Below are 19,879 nucleotides of genomic sequence, written 5' to 3'. Positions count from 1 at the left end.
CCTTGCTGAAGGCGACGGACTGGGCGCTGAAGGCGTTCGAGACAGAAAGTGCGTGGGCTCGTGGAGCCTTTCGACGACGAGGTCTTCGGAGTAGGGTGCCGAGTTCCTCAGCCTGACCTCAGGAGGGCGCGCGTGGCGGTCCGTAGCCATGTCGCCGCCTCTTGCGCTGACATGCGGTGGGCCCTGACTTCGTCGCCTGCCGCGTGGCCGAGAGCGGTGACTGCGGCCGCCAGCCAGGTGGCCGGCGGCGCGGCGGCGAACTCGCCTGACGCCTGGCCCTTCTCGATCATCCGGGCGAGCCGGGCTGCGACGGGCTCATGCCGGGCCAGGTCGGCGTCGACGCCGGCGCGGGTACTTCCGAGCTGGAGGAGCACCGGGTTACGTTCGAACAGCCGCCAGCCGATGTCCTGTAGCCGCAGTAGCGCGTCCAGGGCGGAACCACTCTCCTCTTCCGCCTCGTCCATCGCGGCCATGGCCTGGTCCGTGATCCGGTCGGCGACAGCGTCCAGCAGCGCGTCACGGGTCCCGAAGTGCGCGTACACGGTCTGGCGGGTGACGTCGGCCGCGGCGGCGATGGCGGCCATACCGGCGTCGGGTTGCTCAGCCAGCAGTCGGACCGCGGCGTCCAGCACTGCGGCCCTGCTGCGCTCAGCGTCGGCGCGACGGCGGGGCCGAACCCGTGGTGAGTCGCCCGGGGTCTCGAAAGCAGTCAACTCTTACACCCTTGTCAGATATGAACGCCTCGCTATATCTTACAGACATGTAAGAGATCGTCGCGGGGGTGTAGCTCCGCACGCATGGCAGGAGCATGGTGAACCCTCTCCACACGAAGCCTCCCGAGCAGTTCATCGCCGACTTCTATACGACCTTGACCAACGCCGTCGTCCATGGCTCGGAAGACGCCGCCGACCTGATGTCCAGGTACTACACCCGTGACGTCGTTCAAGTCGCCGACGGCGTACCACTCGACTGGGACCGCCTCGTCGCTCACCTCCGCCCGGTGCGCAAGAACCTGCGCGAGTTCCGGTTCGAGGTGCACGAGGCGTTCACGGACGGAGCCCGCATCGCGACCAGGTTCACGATTCACGCCCGGATGCGCAAGGGCGGACCGGTTTCCACGCGAGTCCACATGTTCGCGGAGTTCACCCCCGACGGCCTGTTGCGACGAGCTGAGCAGCTCACGCGAGCCGTCGCCCCCACCGAACCCGAGACGGGGGAGTGATCCGTATGCGCGTCCGACTCGTCCAGGGCCTCGCCCTGCTGTCCACCGGTGCCCTCGCCGGCGCATTCGGCTACGGAGCGGCCAACCTCGTCCCCACCTTCAATGCCGTACCCCTCGACATGAGGCTGTCCTTCCACACCCAGTTGATGCAGATGAACGGCATCACCATGCAAGGCACCATGGGCGCGTCGGTGCTCAGCGCCCTCGGGCTTGCCGCCATGACGCGGGGCGCCTCACGGCGGCTGGCCGGAGGGGCGGGACTCCTTGCCCTGGCGTCCTTCTTGATCACCCGTCTCGGTGACGTCCCCATCAACGGCCGCATCAAGCAGTGGGCAGCCACCTCGGCACCCGCCGATCACGCCGAAATCCTGGCTCGCTGGGAGGCGTTCAACTACGCACGCACAGGCGCCGCATTCGCAGCCTTCGCGCTGCTGATCCTTCTCTCCCTGCGCGGCCTTGATGGCGGCCGGCACGTAGGGTTTCACCGAGCCGCAGCAGCCGCTTGACCTTCCTGGCGTGCAACGACACCGGCATCCTCCCCAAACACGACATCGGCCTTCACGACCACAACGGGCCATGAGGACCGACGCCACGCGGGCGCTCGGCAGGCCGTGGGCAGGGGGCTCATGGATCGATGCGTGTGCGCGGCCGGCACTCGGGGTCGCCGTCGCGGTGGTCGTCCGGCCTGGCGCCGCTGGTCGCGAAGAGCTGCGGCACGGTTACGGCCTCACCGGCGATCGGCCGGTCGCAGCGGACGCAGATCCGGATGCTGTTCATCGCTGTCATGGCGTCACCTGCCGTTGCTTTGCGCGCGGGTTGCCGGCCGTCGGGACGACGCGGAGGAACGCGGTCATGATCTCCCTGTACCCGGTGTGGTTGGTCATCCCGGCGTGCTCCATCGCGGCCAGATCGGTGACCTCCTGGCGGGTGCTCGCGACCGACTGCCAGTCGCAGGTGGTGCACTCCGACTGCCGGATCGGCGGGGACGACCCCTCCTCGCGGTCCAGTCCGATGGTCCACTGCGCGGGCCTGATGATTCGTCGCGGGCTCATGCGAAGTGCTCCGCCCTGATGGTGCCCAGCAGCACGGGCGCACGGCGCTTCTCGGCGCAGCAAACCGTCCGCGCCCATCACCAGCTTGTTCGGGAGGAGCCGATCACCCCCTGGCTGTGTCGGTGGCAGGCCGTAGTGTGCGCAGCGTCTCAAGGAGGGATCTCGTGGGATTCTCGGGTCAACTGGTCTTTGCTCGTAGCGAGCGTCCGCTGCTGGAAGCGCCTGTGTTCGACAGCATCGATCAAGGGCTGAAGAGCACCGTGCACGAGTGGTGGCCGCGGTCGGACGGCTGGCAAACCCTTCAGCTCGATCAAGGACTCTGGGCGGACGACCACCTGTCCGCCCTGGTCGATTGGACGGGCGCGCCGGCCTGCGTCGCCGACGTCTCCGACAGCGACCTTGCCGTCGTGACCGGCCTGTGCACCAACGGGCAGCGGTGGGAGGCATGGCTGAACCTGGACAAGGCTGCGGCCCTCCTCGCCGAGGAGCCCGAGGACCTGGACGACACAAGCCTGTGGGCAGCCACCCCCGAGTTCGACGAGGCCGTCAGAAGCAAACGCGCGGAGCTGGACATGGAGGTGCCGGCCGATGCTGAAGGCGCTCTCATGTGGGCTTCGGCGGCCGGCGTCCAAGCAGCAGCGCAGCAGTCCCGAATCGAGGAACTCCTGCGCTCGCGGGAGACCTTCGCGGAGGACCTTTTCAGTGACCTGTTGGACGAGTTGGGCTTCCCGAAAGCCATCGAGCCCCCGGAGTAGCCGTAAGAAGCGACATCTTGGCAGTCACAGGAGAACACCATGAGGGAAGTCACTCGCGATGAGTCGTTCAGCGTGGGTGATGTCCTGAGGGTGAGCTGCCCGTCAGCGAAGGCACGCGTGGCAGAGGTCTCGCAGTTCTACGTCTCCATCGAGTGGCCGTGGGCGCGGGTCGATCCGGAGTCAGCAGTCGAGTGGAACGGCCGGGTGGCGACACCGCGCAACGAGGACTCCCGCGAGTGGGTAGCAGGGCTCTTTCGTACCACCCAGAGCCTTGGCACCTGGAAGCAGGCGACACGTGCCACGTCGGCATTCAAGAGAAGTTGGTGCGGGTCATCGACATTGGTTACTACGGCCCGCCGGCGGACGTCGGTTGGCTGCCACGGCCGCACACCATGCTGATCGTGCTTCCCGCGGATCATCCGCATGAGCCCGTGAGCAATGACGACGGAGAGACGATCGACCTGGAGTCGGCTGCGCCGATCAAGATCGAGCTGGTATCTCGGGGCTGAAGTTTTCACGTCCCCCAAGCGCGTTGGCTGCGGCAGTCGAGACGAGCAGTGACGGCCAGCCGGTTTCTGTTGCAGGCCTCCGGGATCAGCGTCGTTTCGCCGGGCGATCGAGCTTCGATGGCCGTGCGTGGTGGGCGTGCTGAGCAGCGGGCGGGATACGGCAAACAGCCCGACGGCAGCTCGCAGCGACCGGCGGCTGAGCTCCGCAGGGCGGCCAAGTGCGCTTGTGAACGTCATAGCCGGCGGGTTAGGAGGACACTGAACGTATGGCCCTACCGAAAACGCATCATTGCTCGGCCTGCTCGAACGGAGAAGCCCCGGACGAAGTCCTTCACGAAGACCTCGTCGTCGGAGCGCCTCTGTCCATGGAGGATCTCACCGACGCGCAGCGCCTCGACCGGTTTGCCCTCAAGTACGCCCACGACAGGTGCCAGGTCAGAGAGGTCCGGCGGGTGCCGCACGACGGCTTGAGCGGCTACGCCTGGTCCGTCCGCTTCACCGAGAGTCCGTGACAAGTTGATCACTGGGCAGCGAAGGGGAGATGCCTGAGAGGATGAGAGCGCGGCGCGGGCTTCCCCCGTGTCGCGCTTTCTTCGCGGACTGAGATTCGGCCGGCACACGTCGTGCTCCGCTATGGAATGGCTGCCGGCGACTTCGTGAGCGAGTGCGTTGCGCTCTGAGGCACGGGCGCGCAGACGCCCCACTCTGTGCCCGGCGGCGTTCCGGCTCACGGAGCCGCCCGCCGCCCCCGGCATTACATGACCACCGTGGACGCGCCGTGGCCAGAGAGAAGCACATCGCTGTATTTCAGCTATACGTGATGAGCGGAACCCGCTTGTTCCGCTAGCATGTTCGAGCTCATAACGATCATATGTAAACATCACAAATCGGCTGAAAAATTGACATCCACACTAACGCGAGGGTCTTCGCGGCAAGGCAGCAGCCCTCGGCCGCCGGCTGCATGGCGTCAACCGCGCGTCCTGCTGTGGGTCGCGGTGAGCGCGGTGGGCCTCGCGTTCCTCGTCGCGCTGGAGATCACCGCGCGTCGGTACGGCGAGCGCGGGCCGATCACCGACCAGGCGCGCGAGGTCATATTCGCCCCCAAATCGGGGACGGTGCTGTACGTCAGCATGGCCCTGATGATGGTGGTGCTCACCTGGCGCCAGCGCTTCATCGCGGTCGGTGCCGCGATCGGCATCGACGTCGTCTTCTGGCTGGTGCGCTGGGCCGTGGGCGCCCAGATGATGGTCGGCAACGGCGCGCTGTGGGTGACGCTGGCCTGCGGCGTCATCGCCATCACGCACCGTACCGGCCGCGACCGTGCCCTGCTGCTGAAGGGCGTCGGACTGGCCCTGCTGCTGGTGACCGGCCGCAAGACCGGCTACACCTGGCTGCTGATCACGTCCGAGACGCGCCCGACGGTGCTCGACCAGTACGTCGCGGCCGCCGATCGCGCGCTGGGCGACCCGTCGTGGGTGGTGGGCCGGATCGTCGAGGCCACCGGCCCGGTCGGCGCCCACGTCCTCGACTGGGTCTACGTCCAGCTCGCGGTGGCCGCGGTCGTCGTCGCGCTCTACCAGCTGCGCAACGTGGCGGTCGAGCGCCGCTTCCCGGGCCACCACCTGGTGCGTACATTCCTGGTCATCGGCCTGCTCGGGCCCGGCATCTACATGATCTTCCCGGTGGTCGGACCGGTCTTCGTCTACGGCGCCGACGGCGCGCAGTGGGCGATCGCCGACCTGTGGCCGGAGACGCCGCCGCCGGTCGGCACCCCGCAGCCGATGCCCTTCGACGGGTTCACCCCGCGCAACTGCATGCCCAGTCTGCACACGGCGTGGGCCACCGCGATCTTCATCCACTCCCTCAAGGGCCCGTGGGCCCTGCGCTGCCTGGGCACGTTCTGGCTGATCGCCACGCTCGGCGCGACGCTGGGCTTCGGCTACCACTACGGCGCGGACATCATCGCCGGTGTGGTCTTCACGCTCACCATCGAGACGGCGCTCCGCGCGCTCGACCGCGGCTGGGACCGGCGGGGCATCCAGCTGGTCGCCTACGGCACCGCGGTCTTCATCGCGTTCCTGGTGTCGTATCGCTACCTGCCGGTGCAGATGGCCGAACAGCCCTGGGTGTACGGGCCGCTGCTCGTGCTGGCGACGGGCTCGGTGATCTACGGCTACGTACGGACCACCAGGCTGTGGGACCGGACGCCGGTGTCGGTGCGTCTGCCGGAACCACGACGCGAACCCCAGCCCGAACCGGTCGAGTCAGGCGGGGCCGGTGGGGTCGGTATGGTCGCCGCCGACCGTGCCGGCCAGAGCTGAAGGGCAGAGGGACGTCGGGCCCGGTCCCTGCCCGACAAGGTGGGCGATTGGGCAGCGATACCTGCCTGGTCCAGTGCGGTCGATGTTGGACGGGTGGACGTAAGGGGAGGGGCGGCCGGCGCCGGGCCTCCGCGCGGCCCATATGGGTGGACCGTGCGGAGGTCTGGTGAGGCCCCTTGGTTCAGCTGAGATTTCCGTTCGCCACCGTCGCCGTCCCGCGGTCGAGGACCGCAGCGGCGCCCCAGCCGCGTAGGTCGTTGCCGGTGATCCACGCTCCCTTGCTGCCGGCCATCACGGCCACCCCCGCTTCGGCCGTTCCGCCCTCGCCGACGCGAGACGTGTTGCCCTGGCAGGACACGTTCGCCGCGTTGCCACCGATACGGATCGCATAGGTCCCGGTCTGTTCGGTGGCGCCCGCACCGCTGATCCGGTTGTCGCGGACGGCAACGTCGGAGGAGGCCACCGAGATGCCGTTGCGGGTCGCGTTCAGCACGGTGTTGTGGGCGACGACGGTTCCCGTCGAGCCGCTGTCGATTCCGATACCGTCGCCGTCGATGTCCGACAGATAGTTGCCTGTGACCACGGCGTCCGGCGACCCTTGCAACTGGATGCCCTGGCAGTTCCCGCCGGAGGGATGGCGGGTCGTGTCGATCATGTTGCCAGTGACCGAGGCTCCGTCCGTCTGCCCGACGTAGATCGCCGTCTCGCCGTTCGTCGCGCGGATCAGGTTGCCGCTGACGATCACCGAACTGTTGCGTCCCGCATCGGCGTTGGACACCACGATCGCGCCGCCCGAGCCCGTGCCGCGGATGGTGTTGCCGGTGACGGCTATGTCCTGCAGCGCGTTGCCGGAACCGGAGCTGACGTAGATGCCGGTGACCGACGCCGAGTCGATCGTGTTGTCGGCGATCAGCGACTGCTGCCAGTCGGTAGCGCGGACGCCGTACGCGGAACTGCTCTCCACGCGATTGCCCAGCACACGGATGTTCCGGTGAAGCGGCCGCGGAGCGCCCGCCGAGGCGACATAGTGGTCCCCGCACAGCGCGTCGTACGGTGCAGTGGCGGAAGAGGAATTGCGCATCGTGCACCCGGTGATCAGCACGTCCTCGCAGGGCGTGCCGTCATAGTCGGGCGCGGGCAGGTTGTAGGAGTTGGTCGCGCCGGTGATCTGTACCGCCTCCCGCCGATACCGTACGGTCGGCTCGCCGGGTGCGGCGTACACGCCGTCGAAGAGACAGTCGACGATCCTGACCCGCCGCATTGCGTTCAGTTCGATCGCGTGTGCCTCGGGAACGTCGAGGATGGCGGCGTCCCGGACCGTGACACCGTCGGCATGAGTGAACACGAAGCCAGGGCATGTCGAGGTGAACCGGCTGCCGCGCATGTCCCACGTGCCGCCGAACACGGATATGTTCCCGGCTCCGCCGTAGCCGGCGACCGCCGGCATGCTGCTCGTATAGTTCTTGATCAGGGCCGAAGTGTTGCCGGTCCGGAATAGCCGGGCCCCGTATGCCTGCACGGTCATACCGTGGCCGAGCAGCAGGGATTCTCCGAGTGCGTACGTGCCTGGCGGCACCAGCAGCGTCGCCCCACCCCCGGCCACGGCACGCGCGTCAGTCAGCGCACCACGGAATGCCGCGGTGTCGTCGGCGACTCCGTCCCCGACGGCGCCGTAGGCACGCACGTCGAAGACGGTGCCCACCATTGCGTCCGCTTCGGCGGCCGCGGCCGCCGAACCCGCCAGCACCTGGGTGGCACCGAGCCCGCCGAACACTCCGCCGGTCGCCAGCATCAGGGCACGTCTGTCCATGGTTCGTTCATCCTTCGGTGGGTGGAGTGGTCTCACGAGGGCACGGATACGGGGGAGGCGGCGTGGGAGAGCGAGGCGGAACAGTTGTCGCCACTGCAACTGAAGGTGTTCCGGACCTTCGCGTGTTCCGTTCGCATAGCGCTTCTCGCTCCGCTCAACGGGCCCGCCGTGTTCGCGCGGCCCAGAACCGAAGCGCATCCTGTCACAGCAGTGGATCACGGCGTCGATCAGCTTGTGGCTGGAGAGGACGGGTTGCGGGCGCGCATCCGGCAGGCCGGTTCACGGCCGCCCGGGGCGGTCCCTGCCGACTGCACGGCAGCAGGTGACGGGCGTCACATCAAGGCGTGTCACATCGTGTCGAGTTGCTCCGTCAGACAGGTGTAAGCACCACAACGACGCCTAGGAGCGCACCATGGATGCTCGTCTGAACCTCTTCGGCAACCCGGTCGCGGCCAAGTTCGTGAGGCACCTCGTCTCTTCGGGCAAGGCGGTCTCGGACTCGGCGCTGCCGGCCGCGACGCAGGAGCTCGTGAAGATCCGCGCCAGCCAGATCAACGGCTGCGGGTTCTGCACCGACATGCACACCAAGGAGGCCACGGAGGCCGGGGAGACCTCGACGCGGCTCAACCTGATCGCTGCCTGGCGCGAGGCCACGGTGTTCACCGACGCCGAGCGCGCCGCGCTGGAGCTGACGGAGCAGGGCACCCGTATCGCCGACGCGGCCGGTGGCGTCACGGACGAGGCCTGGGCGAACGCCGCCAAGCACTACGACGAGGAGCAACTCGCCGCGCTCGTCTCGCTCATCGCCCTCATCAACGCCTTCAACCGCGTGAACGTCATGGTCCGGCAGCCCGCCGGCGACTACCGGCCCGGCCAGTTCGCCTGACGAGGACCACCCCGCCGGGGCGTTTGGCCGGCCGTATCGTGAGGGCGCGTGCGCGACGAGCAGCACGACGAGCCACTGGGGGTCACGGTGTTGTTGGGCGGCGTCTGTTGCCTCGTCGGAGGGCTTCTGCTCGTCGTCAACCCGTGGCGGATCGGAGAGTGGTTCACCCAGCAGAAGCCCGGCGCCGTGCCCGCCGGGGTGAGTGCCCGCTTCGTCTCCAGGCGCTTCGGGATCGTCATGCTCTGGCTCGGCGGCGGGCTCCTCATCGCCTGGGGACTACAAGCCCTGGAAGCGGACCGGAGCGTGCTCACCGTCCTGATGCCCGTCGCGTTCGTGACCGGGTTCGCCCTGCTCGGGTGGACCCTGTACGGCATCTACGCCAGTGAGGCAGGCCGTATCGAGGGCTCCGACGGGGAGCGACCACGAGACGGGTGAGGCGGGGCCGCTGCCCCGCTCGTGGTGGGGTCACTCGTGGCTGCCCCCGCGCCTCCGCCCCCCGGGCGGTGCCGATGTGCGGTTGCTCGTCCGGGCGGGGGCGGTGGCTGTCTGCAGGAGGTCACCAGCGCAGTCTGCTCTGCCGGTCGACGGAAGGACCACGGGGCAAGTACGCACCCTCCGAGTACCGATTGCTGCCGAAGCCCGGTAGTCGGCCTCGGCCGCTATCGAGGACAGCCGTGCGTCAGGCACTCAGACGCCGTCGCCGGACTCCGCCTCCTCGTGCACGATCACGTCACGGACCGGAGTCCATGAGCACGTCGAGCGTCAGTGAGCAGGCTCAGTGGACGAAGCTGTAACTGAGCCAGGGACCCGCGTTCGGGGCGGGGACGTCGGACATCTTCGAGGGGACGTAGATCGACTCGCCGGAGCAGTCGTCCGTCGGGTAGAGGAGGGCGTCGGCCTCCGTGTTGTTCTCGACCGCGACCGCGCCCGGTGGCTCGAAGCGGTGGCAGCCCGTGATCCGGGGGCTCGTCACCGTCGTGTGGTGGTCGTGCCCGCCCTCGTAGATGAACGTCCCCACCGCGGTCCGGTCGAGGCCCGAACAGCCCGCGGCGGTGAGGGCGAGGAGCACGGTCCCCGCAGCGACGGCGGCATGCCGGTAGGGGGTCACGGACATGGGCGCTCCTCGTCCGGTCGGAAGGGTCCTGGTGAAGGGCCTGGCGAAGGCCACCTTGCCGCCTCGCCCGGGTCAGGGCATCCGGGGCGCGGCCGGGCGGGTAACGGCGGCCGCGGCGGGACGCCGTGACGGGGTGTGGAGGCGGGCCGGAACGGGCGCCGGCAACCGGGTGCCGTGCCGGCGGACTTGCGGCGGGCTCAGCCACACGGCTCGGCTGTACGGCTCCGCTATACAGTGTGAAAATCTTGTGACTTCAACGGGTGGGGGCATCCATGGCACTTTTCGGGAACGCGCACACGGTCGATCCGGGCCAGGCGCAGCAGGAGTACGCGCGACTCCTCGGGCACGGCGAGCAGGTGCAGGCCGCGTACGTGCTCATACGCGACACGATGCTGTTCACCGACCGCCGGCTGATCCTCGTGGACAAGCAGGGCATCACCGGGCGGAAGGTCGAGTACCACTCGATCCCGTACCGCAGCATCACGCACTTCGCCGTCGAGACCGCCGGTACGTTCGACCTCGACGCGGAGCTCAAGATCTGGATCTCCGGCACTCCCGCGCCGATCGAGAAGACGTTCACCAAGGGCGTCGACATCTACGAGGTGCAGGCCATCCTGACGCAGTTCGTGGCGCGGTAGTCCTCCGCGAGGCGTCGCTGACCCGGGTCGCGGTCCGGGTCAGCGGCGGAACAGGGCCGTCCACAGGAACGGCTCGCCGAAGTACGCGGAGTCCGGGGCCTCGTCGTGCATACGGCGCAGTTCCACCTCCGTCAGATCGGAGAAGATCCGGCGCAGGGACTCCGGCGTGTAGGCGAGCCCGCCGTGCAGGCCCGGGCGGCCCTGGTAGAAGTCCGCGTCCGGGAGTTCGCTGCCCATCGCGCCGGACGCGAAGCAGGTGAGCGCGAAGCGGCCGCCGGGCGCGAGGGCCCGGTCGAGCAGAGCGAGATAGCTGACGCGGCGGTGCGGCGGCAGGTGGTGGAAGCACCCGGAGTCGTAGATCAGGTCGTACGGGCCGGTCAGTTCCGTAGCGGTGAGCTCGAAGGCGTCGCCGCAGTGGAAACGGACCTCGGCGCCCGCCTCGCGGGCGCGCTCCTGCGCCCAGTCGAGGGCCGTCGGCGACAGGTCGACGGCGTCCACGTCGAACCCGGCGGCCGCGAGGCGCAGGGCGTTGCGGCCCGGGCCGCAGCCCAGGTCGAGCGCCCGGCCGGGGGTGAGCAGACCCTGCTCGAGGTACGCGGCCAGATTCTCGTCGGCCTTCTCCACGAAGAACGGCACCGGTCTGGTGCGGTCGGTGTAGAAGTCGTCCCACCAGGCGGCGCCCTGGGCCGTCCAGCGGTCCGCCGCAGGCGCGAACAGCGTGTCCATGAGCTTCAGTACGTCGTCGACCGTGCGTATGTTCCGGTCCATCCGGCCCCCTTCCGCGTAACCGCAACGGTACGGCCTTGCGGGGTGAAAGCCCAGGTCAGGGTGGGTACGGCGAAGGTGTAGGCGCGTGCGGGCGGGGCGACGGCGACGGCGGGAAGGGCGTCACCCGCGGGGGGCGTGCGCCGGGGCGCACGGCACCGCGCAGGGCCGTCACGGGGGCGTTCCGGGCGGCGCGCGGACCGGTTTTTGCACCGGTTTCTGCGCCGCCTCGGGAGCGGGCGGGTGCCCGACTCCCTTGCGGCGGGCGGGGGTTGCCGGTTCTGCCCGAGGGGCGCTGTCCGGGCGCTATCCGAGGGTCGCCAGGAGGTCGTTGCACGCCTGCTCACAGCTGCGGCACGCCTCGGCGCAGATACGGCAGTGCTCGTGCATGTCCGCGTGGCGCGCGCACTCGTCCGCGCACGCCTTGCAGGCGGTGGCGCACGCCTGCACGATCGCGCGCGTGATGTTCGCGTCGTAGCCGGTGTGGCGCGAGAGCACGGCGGCGGTGGCGGTGCAGATGTCGGCGCAGTCCATGTCGGTGCGGATGCACTTCGTCAGGTCGCCCACCATGCCCTCGGACAGACACGCGTCCGCGCAGGCGGTGCACGCCTGGGCGCAGGCGACGCACTCCTCGATGCACCGGGTGAGGGCTTCGCGGTCGACGTTGCCGAGGTCGGCCGGGTAGGTGTTCAGCATGTCCTTCACGGACGTGGTCGTGGCCATGTTCGCCTCCTGGTCGGTTCCTGGTCGGTCGGTGCGCCCCGTTGGGCCGGCGACCCCGGTCACGCCGCGGCGCCTGCCCGGAGCAGGTCGTTCATCTCGTGCGCGGACATCTCGGCCCCGTACAGGCGCGAGCCCGGCTGATGGCTGCGGCCGCCGTGACCGATGTCGCCCGCGTCCACCGGGTCGAACCCGATGTCCCGGATGAGCCCGGCGACCACGGCCTTGGCCTCCGTGTCGGTCCCGGAGATGGGGATGGCCAGCCGGTCCGGGTCGCCCTTGTCGTGGCCCCGGTCGCGCAGGGTCTTCCAGTGGATCGCGTTGAACGCCTTCACGAGATCGGAGTCCGTGTGGGCCCGGATCTTCTCGCTGGACGTGGTGCTGTCGTTGTCCAGGTCGGGGTCCTGGCCGTCGCGCTCGGGGTAGTAGTTGCAGGTGTCGATCACGATCTTGTCCTTGAGGGCGTCCGCCGGCAGCTCCTTGTAACGCCCGTACGGGATGCTCACGACGACGACCTGCCCGAACTCGGCCGCCTCCCGCGCGGTGACCGCCCGCAGCCCGCCGCCGATCTCGTCCACGAGCCCGGCGAGCGTCTCGGGCGCCCTGGAGTTGCTGATGACCACGTCATGACCGATCCGCACGAAGTGACGGGCCAGGGTGGACCCGATGTGGCCTGCGCCGATGATGCCGATCTTCATAAGGGCCTCCTTGTCGCAACGCCCTCCGCCGTGGTCCCGCCCGGGGCTGCGGTGCGACGAGTGCCCTGGCCGCACACGAGGAAACGACCGCGGGCCCGCGGTAGGGCGCCCCACCGCCCGGGACGGCGGCCCGCCCGGGTGGGGCGGCTTGCGGTCACTTGCCCGCGGCAACGGTCAGTGTGCGGCGGGTCGGGTTCGGGGGGTTCGTCGGGGGAGTGGTGGTGGCGCTGGGCTTCTTCGCATTCTTTCCGGGGCTGCCCCATGTCATCGACTCGGGTGCCGTCGTCGTCTCGCTCGTCGTCGGCGGCATTACGCGCTGGGCGGTGCAGCGGCGGCTGGACGGGCGGCGGCCGTGACCGGGGGAGGGGTCGAGTTGCGCGGGGACATGAGGGGCGGATGGTGGAGGTGGGGCTGGGAAGGGAGCCGGGAACATGGCCGAGCGCCGGAAGGACGTACGGGGCGTCGTCGCCGTCGTGGTGCTGCTGGTCGTGGCGCTGACCGGCGTCGCGGGTGTGCAGCAGCCGACGCCGTCCGTGCCGCCGATCACGCTCAGGGGGACGGGGCAGGAGGTGACGGAGCAGTTCGCGCTGACCGGCGGGCTGGCCGTGGTGCGGTCTGAGTGCGTGTCCTGTACGGGGGACTTCATCGTGGAGATCGTCGACGACCGGCGCCAGGTGAAGGACCTCGTCGTCGACCGGACCGGGTCGTACGAGGGCAGCAAGGGCGTCGGGGTGAGCGCCGGGGACCATGTGCTCCAGGTGATCGCGGACGCTGCCTGGACCGTCGAGATCGCGCAGCCCGGCGACCCGTCGTCCGCCGCCGTGCTGCCGCAGAACTGGTCGGGCAGCGGGGACCGTCTCGAAGGGCCCTTCGACGCGGACCGAGCGGTCTCCGTCGCGGCCACCCACACCGGCGACAGCGACTTCGTCGTCTCGGTCATCGACGCCAAGGGCAGGCCCCAGGATCTGGTCTTCAACGAGACCCGCGACTTCGAGGGCTCGGCCGTCGCGAGGATGCGCAGCGAGGGGCCGTACTACGTCAACGTGAGCTCGGAAGGGAACTGGAGCCTGACCGTGACCGGGCCCTAGGGTCCAGAGGCGGCCGCTGTGGCATGATCTGCTGACTTCACAGCACTTCACAGCGCGACACGGCACGGCACGGCAAGGGTGGGGCGATGAACCTGTACGTAGGAGTCACGGTCGGCGTGCTCGCCCTGTTCGTGGCCGGGCTCGGCGTCCTCGCCGTACGCACCGGCTGGCTGCTGCCCGCCCAGCGCAAGCACATCCTGCGGCCGCGGATCTTCGGCTACGCGCAGCTGCTCGTCGCCGCCGGGCTCGCGGCGCAGGTCGTCGCGGCGGTCCTGGTCGCGGACCCGGTGGGGCAGGACTACGTACGGTTCGGCGGCCTCGCCGTCATGCTGGTCGCGCCCGGCATGATCTGGGCCGCGCAGCGGCGGGCCCGCGCCGCCGCCGCACGCTGACGCGGCCCGGGCCCGCCCACCCCGCTACGCCTCGTCGTCCTCCAGGTCGCCCTCGGTCTCCAGGAAGACCTGCCGCAGCTGCTCCAGTACCGCCGGGTCCGGCTTCGCCCACATGCCGCGGGACTCGGCCTCCAGGAGCCGTTCCGTGATGCCGTGCAGTGCCCACGGGTTGGCCTGCTGGAGGAAGGCGCGGTTCTCCGGGTCCAGGACGTACGTCTCGGTGAGCTTGTCGTACATCCAGTCCGCGACGACGCCCGTCGTCGCGTCGTACCCGAAGAGGTAGTCGACGGTGGCCGCCAGCTCGAACGCGCCCTTGTAGCCGTGGCGGCGCATCGCCTCGATCCAGCGCGGGTTGACCACGCGGGCGCGGAAGACGCGGGACGTCTCCTCGACGAGGGTGCGGGTGCGGACCGTCTCGGGGCGGGTGGAGTCGCCGATGTACGCCTCGGGGGCCGTGCCGCGCAGCGCGCGGACGGTGGCGACCATGCCGCCGTGGTACTGGAAGTAGTCGTCCGAGTCGGCGATGTCGTGCTCGCGGGTGTCGGTGTTCTTCGCGGCGACGGCGATCCGCCGGTACGCGGTCTCCATCTCGGCCCGCGCCGGGCGGCCCTCCAGGCCGCGGCCGTACGCGTAGCCGCCCCACACCGTGTAGACCTCGGCCAGGTCCGCGTCGGTGCGCCAGTCGCGGCTGTCGATGAGCTGGAGCAGGCCCGCGCCGTACGTGCCCGGCCGGGAGCCGAAGATACGGGTCGTGGCGCGGCGCTCGTCGCCGTGCTCCGCCAGGTCGGCCTGGGCATGGGCGCGGATCAGGTTGTCCGCCGCCGGCTCGTCGAGCGAGGCCGCGAGGCGGACCGCGTCGTCCAGCAGTCCGATCGTGTGCGGGAACGCGTCGCGGAAGAAGCCCGAGATGCGCAGGGTGACGTCGATCCGGGGGCGGCCCAGCTCCGCGAGCGGTACGGGCTCCAGCCCGGTGACCCGGCGGGAGGCGTCGTCCCACACGGGGCGGATGCCGAGCAGGGCCAGCGCCTCCGCCACGTCGTCGCCCGCCGTGCGCATGGCGCTGGTGCCCCACAGGGACAGGCCGACGGAGGTGGGCCAGTCGCCGTTGTCGGCGCGGTAGCGCTCGAGGAGCGACTCCGCGAGGGCCTGGCCGGTCTCCCAGGCGAGCCGCGAGGGGACGGCCTTGGGGTCGACGGAGTAGAAGTTGCGGCCCGTCGGCAGGACGTTGACGAGGCCGCGCAGCGGTGAGCCGGACGGGCCTGCGGGGACGAAGCCGCCGTTCAGGGCGTGCACCGCGTGGTCGATCTCGTCGGTGGTGCGGGCGAGGCGCGGCACGACCTCCGTCGCGGCGAACCGCAGGATCGCCGCGACGTCGGGGCCGTGCGAGTCCGGCACCGCGGCCGGGTCCCAGCCGGCCGCCTCCATCGCCTCGACGAGCGCACGGGCCGTGGCCTCCGCCTCGTCGGCGGTCGTACGGGTCGCGGCGGACTCGTCCAGACCGAGCGCCTCCCGCAGGCCGAGCAGGGACTGCGAGCCGCCCCAGATCTGGCGGGCGCGCAGGATGGACAGCACCAGGTTGACCCGCTCGGGGCCGGTCGGCGCGCCGCCCAGCACATGCAGACCGTCACGGATCTGCGCGTCCTTGACCTCGCACAGCCAGCCGTCGACGTGCAGCAGGAAGTCGTCGAAGCCGTCGTCGTCCGGGCGGTCGTCCAGGCCCAGGTCGTGGTCGAGCCGCGCGGCCTGGATCAGGGTCCAGATCTGCGCGCGGATCGCGGGCAGCTTGGACGGGTCCATGGACGAGATCTGCGCGTACTCGTCCAGCAGCTGCTCCAGGCGCGCGATGTCGCCGTAGGACTCGGCGCGCGCCATCGGCGGCACCAGGTGGTCGACGAGTGTCGCGTGCGCGCGGCGCTTGGCCTGGGTGCCCTCGCCCGGGTCGTTGACCAGGAACGGGTAGATCAGCGGCAGGTCGCCGAGCGCGGCGTCCGGGCCGCAGGACGCGGAGAGGCCCGCGTTCTTGCCGGGCAGCCACTCCAGGTTGCCGTGCTTGCCCAGGTGGATCATCGCGTCGGCGCCGAAGCCCCCGTCGGCCGCGGCGGCGGCGATCCAGCGGTAGGCGGCCAGGTAGTGGTGGGAGGGCGGCAGGTCGGGGTCGTGGTAGATCGCGATCGGGTTCTCGCCGAAGCCGCGCGGCGGCTGGATCAGGATCAGCAGGTTCCCGCGGCGCAGCGCGGCGAGCACGATGTCGCCCTCGGGATTGCGGGACCGGTCGAGGAACATCTCGCCCGGCGGCGGGCCCCAGTGCGCCTCGACGGACTCGCGCAGCTGTGCCGGCAGGGCCGCGTACCACTTCTTGTAGTCGGCGGCCGGGATGCGGACCGGGTTGCGGGCGAGCTGCTCCTCGGTCAGCCACTCCTGGTCGTGGCCGCCGGCCTCGATCAGCGCGTAGATCAGCTCGTCGCCGTCGCCCGACTCCAGGCCGGGGACCGCCTCGTCGCCGAAGTCGTAGCCCTCCTCGCGCAGCCGCCGCAGCAGCGACACGGCGGAGGCGGGGGTGTCCAGGCCGACGGCGTTGCCGATCCGGGAGTGCTTGGTCGGGTACGCGGAGAGCACCAGCGCGAGGCGCTTCTCGGCGTTCGGGATGTGGCGCAGCCGGGCGTGGCGGACGGCGGTGCCGGCGACACGGGCGGCGCGCTCGGGGTCGGCGACGTACGCCGGGAGGCCGTCCTCGTCGATCTCCTTGAACGAGAACGGGACGGTGATGAGCCGGCCGTCGAACTCGGGCACCGCGACCTGGCTCGCCGCGTCCAGCGGGGAGAGGCCCTCGTCGCTCTCCTCCCACGCCGAGCGCGAACCGGTCAGGCACAGCGCCTGCAGCACGGGCACGTCGAGGGCGGCGAGCGCGCCCGCGTCCCACGACTCGTCGTCACCGCCGGCGCTCGCGTCCGCCGGGCGGGTGCCGCCCGCGGCGAGCACGGTCGTCACCAGGGCGTCGGTCTCCCGCAGTTGGTCCAGCAGCGCGGGCTCGGGGGCGCGCAGGGATGCCACGTACAGCGGCAGGGCGCGGCCGCCGGCGTCCTCGATCGCGCCGCACAGGGCGTCCACGAAGGCGGTGTTGCCGCTCATGTGGTGGGCCCGGTAGTAGAGCACCGCGATCAGCGGGCCGCCGGGGTTCTCCGAGCGGGGGGTGCGGGGGAGCCGGCCCCAGGTGGGGGCGGCGGCCGGCGGGTCGAAGCCGTGGCCGGTGAGCAGGACCGTGTCCGACAGGAAACGGGCGAGCTGCTCCAGGTTCGCCGGGCCGCCGTGGGCGAGGTAGGCGTGGGCCTCCGCGGCGATTCCGATCGGGACCGTGGAGGTCTCCATCAGCTGGGCGTCGGGGGCCTGTTCGCCGGTGAGGACGACGACGGGCTGGCCCTGCGCGAGCAGCAGGTCGATGCCCTCCTGCCAGGCGCGCAGCCCGCCGAGGAGGCGTACGACGACCAGGGCCGTGCCCTCCAGCAGGGCGGGCAGCTCGTCGAGTGCCAGCCGGGACGGGTTCGCGAAGCGGTACGGGACCGGGCCGGCCGCGGCGCGTGCGCTCAGCAGGTCGGTGTCGGACGTCGACAGGAGCAGGATGCCCGGGGGTGCGGGGTGTCCTTCGGGCGAGTGCGACATGCGGCGTCTGGCCTTCCTCGGGGTTTCCGCGCCCCGGGCTGGTGAGGACGGCGGGAGTTCCTGGCTCACCCGACAGGTGTCGGGCTCACAGTGGCGGGACCGCGCCGGAATCTCACCGGGCTTCCTCCCCTGACGCCGTCTTCGGCGGTGGTGGGCCGTTCGACCCGCCGAGCAGCATAGTAGGCCGGTCACCTGCACGGGTAGGGCGCCCGAGCGGGCCGGGGGCGAGGGGGGCCTGTGTGATGGTCGGTATGCTCGCCGCCATGCCTCCGGCCCCCTCGAACCGCCCGGACCCGGACGAAACTCCCGTAACTTCCGCAACTCCCGTCCGGGACCGCGGTGATGCCTGCCCCGGCGCACTGCGTCTGCACAACGCGGACGACGGTGCGCTGGCGCGCGTCCGCGTCCCGGCCGGCGTCCTGAGCGCCGCGCAGGCGTACGCGCTCGCCGACGCGGCCGAGCGCCTCGGCGACGGCGCGCTGGACATCACCTCCCGGGGCAACCTCCAGCTGAGGGGCCTCGAACCGGGCTGCGCGGGGGAGTTGGCCCGGCTGCTGGACACGGCCGGCCTGCTGCCCGCGCCCCGCCACGAACGCGTACGCAACGTCGTCGCCTCCCCGCTGTCCGGACTCGACGGCCGGGGGCACCTGGACGTGCAGCCGCTCGTACGGGAACTGGACGCGCTGCTGTGCGCGAGCGAGCGTGCGCCGGAGCTCTCGGGACGCTTCCTGTTCGCGCTGGACGACGGCCGCGGGGACATGGCCGAGTTCGCCGCGGATGTGATGTTGCTCGCACAGCCGGGCGGCGCGGCGGTGCGCGTGAGCGTCGGGGACGCGGCGGTACGCGTCCGCGCCGAGGACGGGCCGCGCGCGATGCTGCTCGCGGCGGAGGCGTTCCTCGACGCGGCCGACGTGAGCTTCACGCGCGCGTGGCGGGTCGGCGAACTCCCGCCGGAACACGGGGTGTCGGCCGCGGACCTCACCGCGCGGGCCGCGGCGGCGGGCCTGTGCGACGTCGCGTGCGCGGGCACGCCGGAGCCTGCGGACGTGGGGGACGGGCCCGTGCCCGGGGCCGGACCCGGGGGGCTGTACGTGGTCGCGCCGCTCGGACGGCTCAGCGCCGTCCAGTGGCGGCTGGTCGCCGAGGTCGCCGAGCGGCACGGCACCGGCGAGTTGCGCGTCACTCCGTGGCGTGGGGTCGTCGTGCCGGGTGCCGGGCCCGAGCAGTTGGACGTGCTGGCCGGCGCAGGGCTCGTCACCGATCCCGACTCGCCCTGGCTCGGCGTCGGCGCCTGCACCGGGCGCCCCGGCTGTGCCAAGTCCCTCGCCGACGTGCGCGCCGACGCCACCGGTCATCTCTCTGCCGGCGTGGGCGGCCTGCCCGTCCACTGGTCGGGCTGCGAACGCCGCTGCGGCCACCCCCGCGGCGCCTGGGTCGACGTCGTCGCGACCGGCGACGGCCGGTACGAGGTGTCCGCACCCGGCGCCCCGCCCCGTGCCGTCCCCCTCCCCGAACTCGCCGACGCCCTCGCGGCGGCGCGCACCATCACGAATACGCCGACCAAGGCCCCGACGAAGTGAGCGAGAGCACCGTGTTCGAGTACGAGAAGGACGGCGCGGCCATCTACCGCCAGTCCTTTGCCACGATCCGCGCGGAGGCGGACCTCGCCGGACTCCCGGCCGACGTCTCACAGGTCGCGGTCCGCATGATCCACGCCTGCGGAATGGTCGACCTCGTCCGCGACCTCGTCCACAGCCCGGACGTCGTCGTCCGTGCCCGCGCAGCCCTGCGCTCCGGCGCGCCGATCCTCTGCGACGCGCAGATGGTCGCCAGCGGCGTCACCCGCAAGCGGCTGCCCGCCGACAACGAGGTGATCTGCACGCTGTCCGACCCGTCCGTGCCGGACCTGGCCGCGAAGATGGGCACCACCCGGTCCGCCGCCGCCCTCGAACTGTGGCGGGACCGCCTCGAAGGCTCTGTGGTCGCCGTCGGCAACGCGCCCACCGCGCTGTTCCGGCTGCTGGAGATGATCGCGGAGGGCGCGCCGCGCCCGGCGGCGGTCATCGGCGTGCCCGTCGGCTTCATCGGCGCGGCCGAGTCGAAGGACGCGCTGGCCGCGCACCCGCTGGGCCTGGAACACCTGGTGGTGCGCGGGCGCAGGGGCGGCAGCGCGATGGCCGCCGCCGCAGTCAACGCGATCGCGAGCGAGGCGGAGTAGTGGCCGACAACCAGAACGACGACCGCCGGAACGG

At 70.9% G+C, this 19,879-nt stretch carries 23 protein-coding genes and 1 riboswitch; of the genes, 14 read left to right on the top strand and 9 right to left on the bottom strand.

The window, feature by feature from the left end:
- Positions 1-107: 107 nt before the first annotated feature.
- The gene (locus ACWD01_RS26360; RefSeq protein WP_451165279.1) at positions 108-632 is read right to left on the bottom strand and encodes a TetR/AcrR family transcriptional regulator; all 525 of its coding nucleotides are present in this window, start codon (positions 630-632) and stop codon (positions 108-110) included.
- Positions 633-808: 176 nt separating this feature from the next.
- On the opposite strand from ACWD01_RS26360, the gene ACWD01_RS26355 reads away from it, so the two are divergent.
- Complete coding sequence (locus ACWD01_RS26355) at positions 809-1,222, top strand: nuclear transport factor 2 family protein (protein WP_451165278.1); 414 nt, start codon at positions 809-811, stop codon at positions 1,220-1,222.
- 5 nt (positions 1,223-1,227) lie between these two features.
- Positions 1,228-1,728, top strand: a complete 501-nt coding sequence (locus tag ACWD01_RS26350) for an anthrone oxygenase family protein (protein WP_451165277.1) — start codon at positions 1,228-1,230, stop codon at positions 1,726-1,728.
- Positions 1,729-1,846: 118 nt separating this feature from the next.
- Here ACWD01_RS26350 and ACWD01_RS26345 read toward each other — a convergent pair whose 3' ends face one another.
- Together ACWD01_RS26345 and ACWD01_RS26340 are read right to left on the bottom strand one after the other, a co-directional pair.
- A complete protein-coding gene (locus ACWD01_RS26345; RefSeq protein WP_451165276.1) occupies positions 1,847-2,008 on the bottom strand; it encodes a hypothetical protein in 162 nt (53 codons plus the stop codon).
- Positions 2,005-2,274, bottom strand: coding sequence for a DUF7848 domain-containing protein (locus ACWD01_RS26340; RefSeq protein ID WP_451165275.1), 270 nt, complete (start codon positions 2,272-2,274; stop codon positions 2,005-2,007). Before ACWD01_RS26340 ends, ACWD01_RS26345 begins: the two co-directional genes overlap by 4 nt.
- A 164-nt stretch (positions 2,275-2,438) precedes the next feature.
- Between ACWD01_RS26340 and ACWD01_RS26335 the strand changes: the two genes are divergently transcribed.
- The 4 genes from ACWD01_RS26335 (at position 2,439) to ACWD01_RS26320 (ending at position 5,859) form a co-directional block, all read left to right on the top strand.
- Positions 2,439-3,029 carry a hypothetical protein gene (locus ACWD01_RS26335; protein WP_451165274.1) on the top strand — a complete coding sequence of 197 codons (591 nt, stop codon included), beginning with the start codon at positions 2,439-2,441 and terminating at the stop codon, positions 3,027-3,029.
- 323 nt (positions 3,030-3,352) lie between these two features.
- Entirely contained in the window at positions 3,353-3,538 is a 186-nt protein-coding gene (locus ACWD01_RS26330) for a hypothetical protein (protein WP_451165273.1), read from the top strand.
- A gap of 365 nt (positions 3,539-3,903) precedes the next feature.
- Positions 3,904-4,050, top strand: a complete 147-nt coding sequence (locus ACWD01_RS26325) for a hypothetical protein (protein ID WP_356891264.1) — start codon at positions 3,904-3,906, stop codon at positions 4,048-4,050.
- Positions 4,051-4,533: 483 nt separating this feature from the next.
- Positions 4,534-5,859 (top strand): phosphatase PAP2 family protein, encoded by a 1,326-nt coding sequence (locus tag ACWD01_RS26320; RefSeq protein ID WP_451165272.1) that lies wholly within the window; start codon positions 4,534-4,536, stop codon positions 5,857-5,859.
- Positions 5,860-6,040: 181 nt separating this feature from the next.
- Here the strand turns inward: ACWD01_RS26320 and ACWD01_RS26315 are convergent, their stop codons facing one another.
- Complete coding sequence (locus ACWD01_RS26315) at positions 6,041-7,651, bottom strand: right-handed parallel beta-helix repeat-containing protein (protein ID WP_451165271.1); 1,611 nt, start codon at positions 7,649-7,651, stop codon at positions 6,041-6,043.
- 430 nt (positions 7,652-8,081) lie between these two features.
- Between ACWD01_RS26315 and ACWD01_RS26310 the strand changes: the two genes are divergently transcribed.
- Positions 8,082-8,555: a carboxymuconolactone decarboxylase family protein gene (locus tag ACWD01_RS26310; protein WP_451165270.1), complete on the top strand. Its 474-nt coding sequence runs from the start codon at positions 8,082-8,084 to the stop codon at positions 8,553-8,555.
- A gap of 48 nt (positions 8,556-8,603) precedes the next feature.
- Positions 8,604-8,990, top strand: a complete 387-nt coding sequence (locus ACWD01_RS26305) for a hypothetical protein (protein ID WP_451165269.1) — start codon at positions 8,604-8,606, stop codon at positions 8,988-8,990.
- 340 nt (positions 8,991-9,330) lie between these two features.
- On the opposite strand, the gene ACWD01_RS26300 is transcribed toward ACWD01_RS26305, so the two are convergent.
- Positions 9,331-9,669, bottom strand: coding sequence for a hypothetical protein (locus ACWD01_RS26300; protein ID WP_451165268.1), 339 nt, complete (start codon positions 9,667-9,669; stop codon positions 9,331-9,333).
- Positions 9,670-9,941: 272 nt separating this feature from the next.
- Here ACWD01_RS26300 and ACWD01_RS26295 point away from each other — a divergent pair, with 272 nt between their 5' ends.
- Entirely contained in the window at positions 9,942-10,307 is a 366-nt protein-coding gene (locus ACWD01_RS26295) for a PH domain-containing protein (protein ID WP_451165267.1), read from the top strand.
- 39 nt (positions 10,308-10,346) lie between these two features.
- Here the strand turns inward: ACWD01_RS26295 and ACWD01_RS26290 are convergent, their stop codons facing one another.
- The 3 genes from ACWD01_RS26290 to ACWD01_RS26280 all read right to left on the bottom strand — a co-directional run bounded on the left by ACWD01_RS26290 (position 10,347) and on the right by ACWD01_RS26280 (position 12,490).
- Positions 10,347-11,075 (bottom strand): class I SAM-dependent methyltransferase, encoded by a 729-nt coding sequence (locus ACWD01_RS26290; RefSeq protein WP_451165266.1) that lies wholly within the window; start codon positions 11,073-11,075, stop codon positions 10,347-10,349.
- A 303-nt stretch (positions 11,076-11,378) separates the two neighbouring features.
- On the bottom strand, positions 11,379-11,795 hold the full coding sequence (locus ACWD01_RS26285) for a four-helix bundle copper-binding protein (protein WP_451165265.1): 417 nt from the start codon (positions 11,793-11,795) through the stop codon (positions 11,379-11,381).
- Between the two features lie 59 nt (positions 11,796-11,854).
- Entirely contained in the window at positions 11,855-12,490 is a 636-nt protein-coding gene (locus tag ACWD01_RS26280) for an NADPH-dependent F420 reductase (RefSeq protein WP_451165264.1), read from the bottom strand.
- Between the two features lie 221 nt (positions 12,491-12,711).
- Between ACWD01_RS26280 and ACWD01_RS26275 the strand changes: the two genes are divergently transcribed.
- From ACWD01_RS26275 to ACWD01_RS26265, 3 genes are all read left to right on the top strand, one after another.
- On the top strand, positions 12,712-12,846 hold the full coding sequence (locus ACWD01_RS26275; protein ID WP_451165263.1) for a hypothetical protein: 135 nt from the start codon (positions 12,712-12,714) through the stop codon (positions 12,844-12,846).
- Between the two features lie 75 nt (positions 12,847-12,921).
- Entirely contained in the window at positions 12,922-13,578 is a 657-nt protein-coding gene (locus tag ACWD01_RS26270; protein ID WP_451165262.1) for a hypothetical protein, read from the top strand.
- Between the two features lie 86 nt (positions 13,579-13,664).
- Positions 13,665-13,970 (top strand): hypothetical protein, encoded by a 306-nt coding sequence (locus tag ACWD01_RS26265; RefSeq protein WP_451165261.1) that lies wholly within the window; start codon positions 13,665-13,667, stop codon positions 13,968-13,970.
- Positions 13,971-13,994: 24 nt separating this feature from the next.
- Here the strand turns inward: ACWD01_RS26265 and cobN are convergent, their stop codons facing one another.
- Positions 13,995-17,627 (bottom strand): cobaltochelatase subunit CobN, encoded by a 3,633-nt coding sequence (gene cobN, locus ACWD01_RS26260; protein ID WP_451165260.1) that lies wholly within the window; start codon positions 17,625-17,627, stop codon positions 13,995-13,997.
- Between the two features lie 54 nt (positions 17,628-17,681).
- Positions 17,682-17,754, bottom strand: a riboswitch (cobalamin riboswitch).
- 136 nt (positions 17,755-17,890) lie between these two features.
- On the opposite strand from cobN, the gene cobG reads away from it, so the two are divergent.
- Together cobG and ACWD01_RS26250 are read left to right on the top strand one after the other, a co-directional pair.
- Positions 17,891-19,207, top strand: a complete 1,317-nt coding sequence (gene cobG / locus ACWD01_RS26255) for a precorrin-3B synthase (RefSeq protein ID WP_451165259.1) — start codon at positions 17,891-17,893, stop codon at positions 19,205-19,207.
- A gap of 11 nt (positions 19,208-19,218) precedes the next feature.
- Positions 19,219-19,845, top strand: a complete 627-nt coding sequence (locus ACWD01_RS26250) for a precorrin-8X methylmutase (RefSeq protein WP_451165296.1) — start codon at positions 19,219-19,221, stop codon at positions 19,843-19,845.
- The last annotated feature ends 34 nt before the right edge of the window (positions 19,846-19,879 follow it).

The sequence above is a fragment of the Streptomyces sp. NPDC002835 genome (assembly GCF_053591995.1).
Note: the sequence above shows the minus strand (reverse complement) of the source record. Positions and strands in the feature narration are given on the sequence as shown.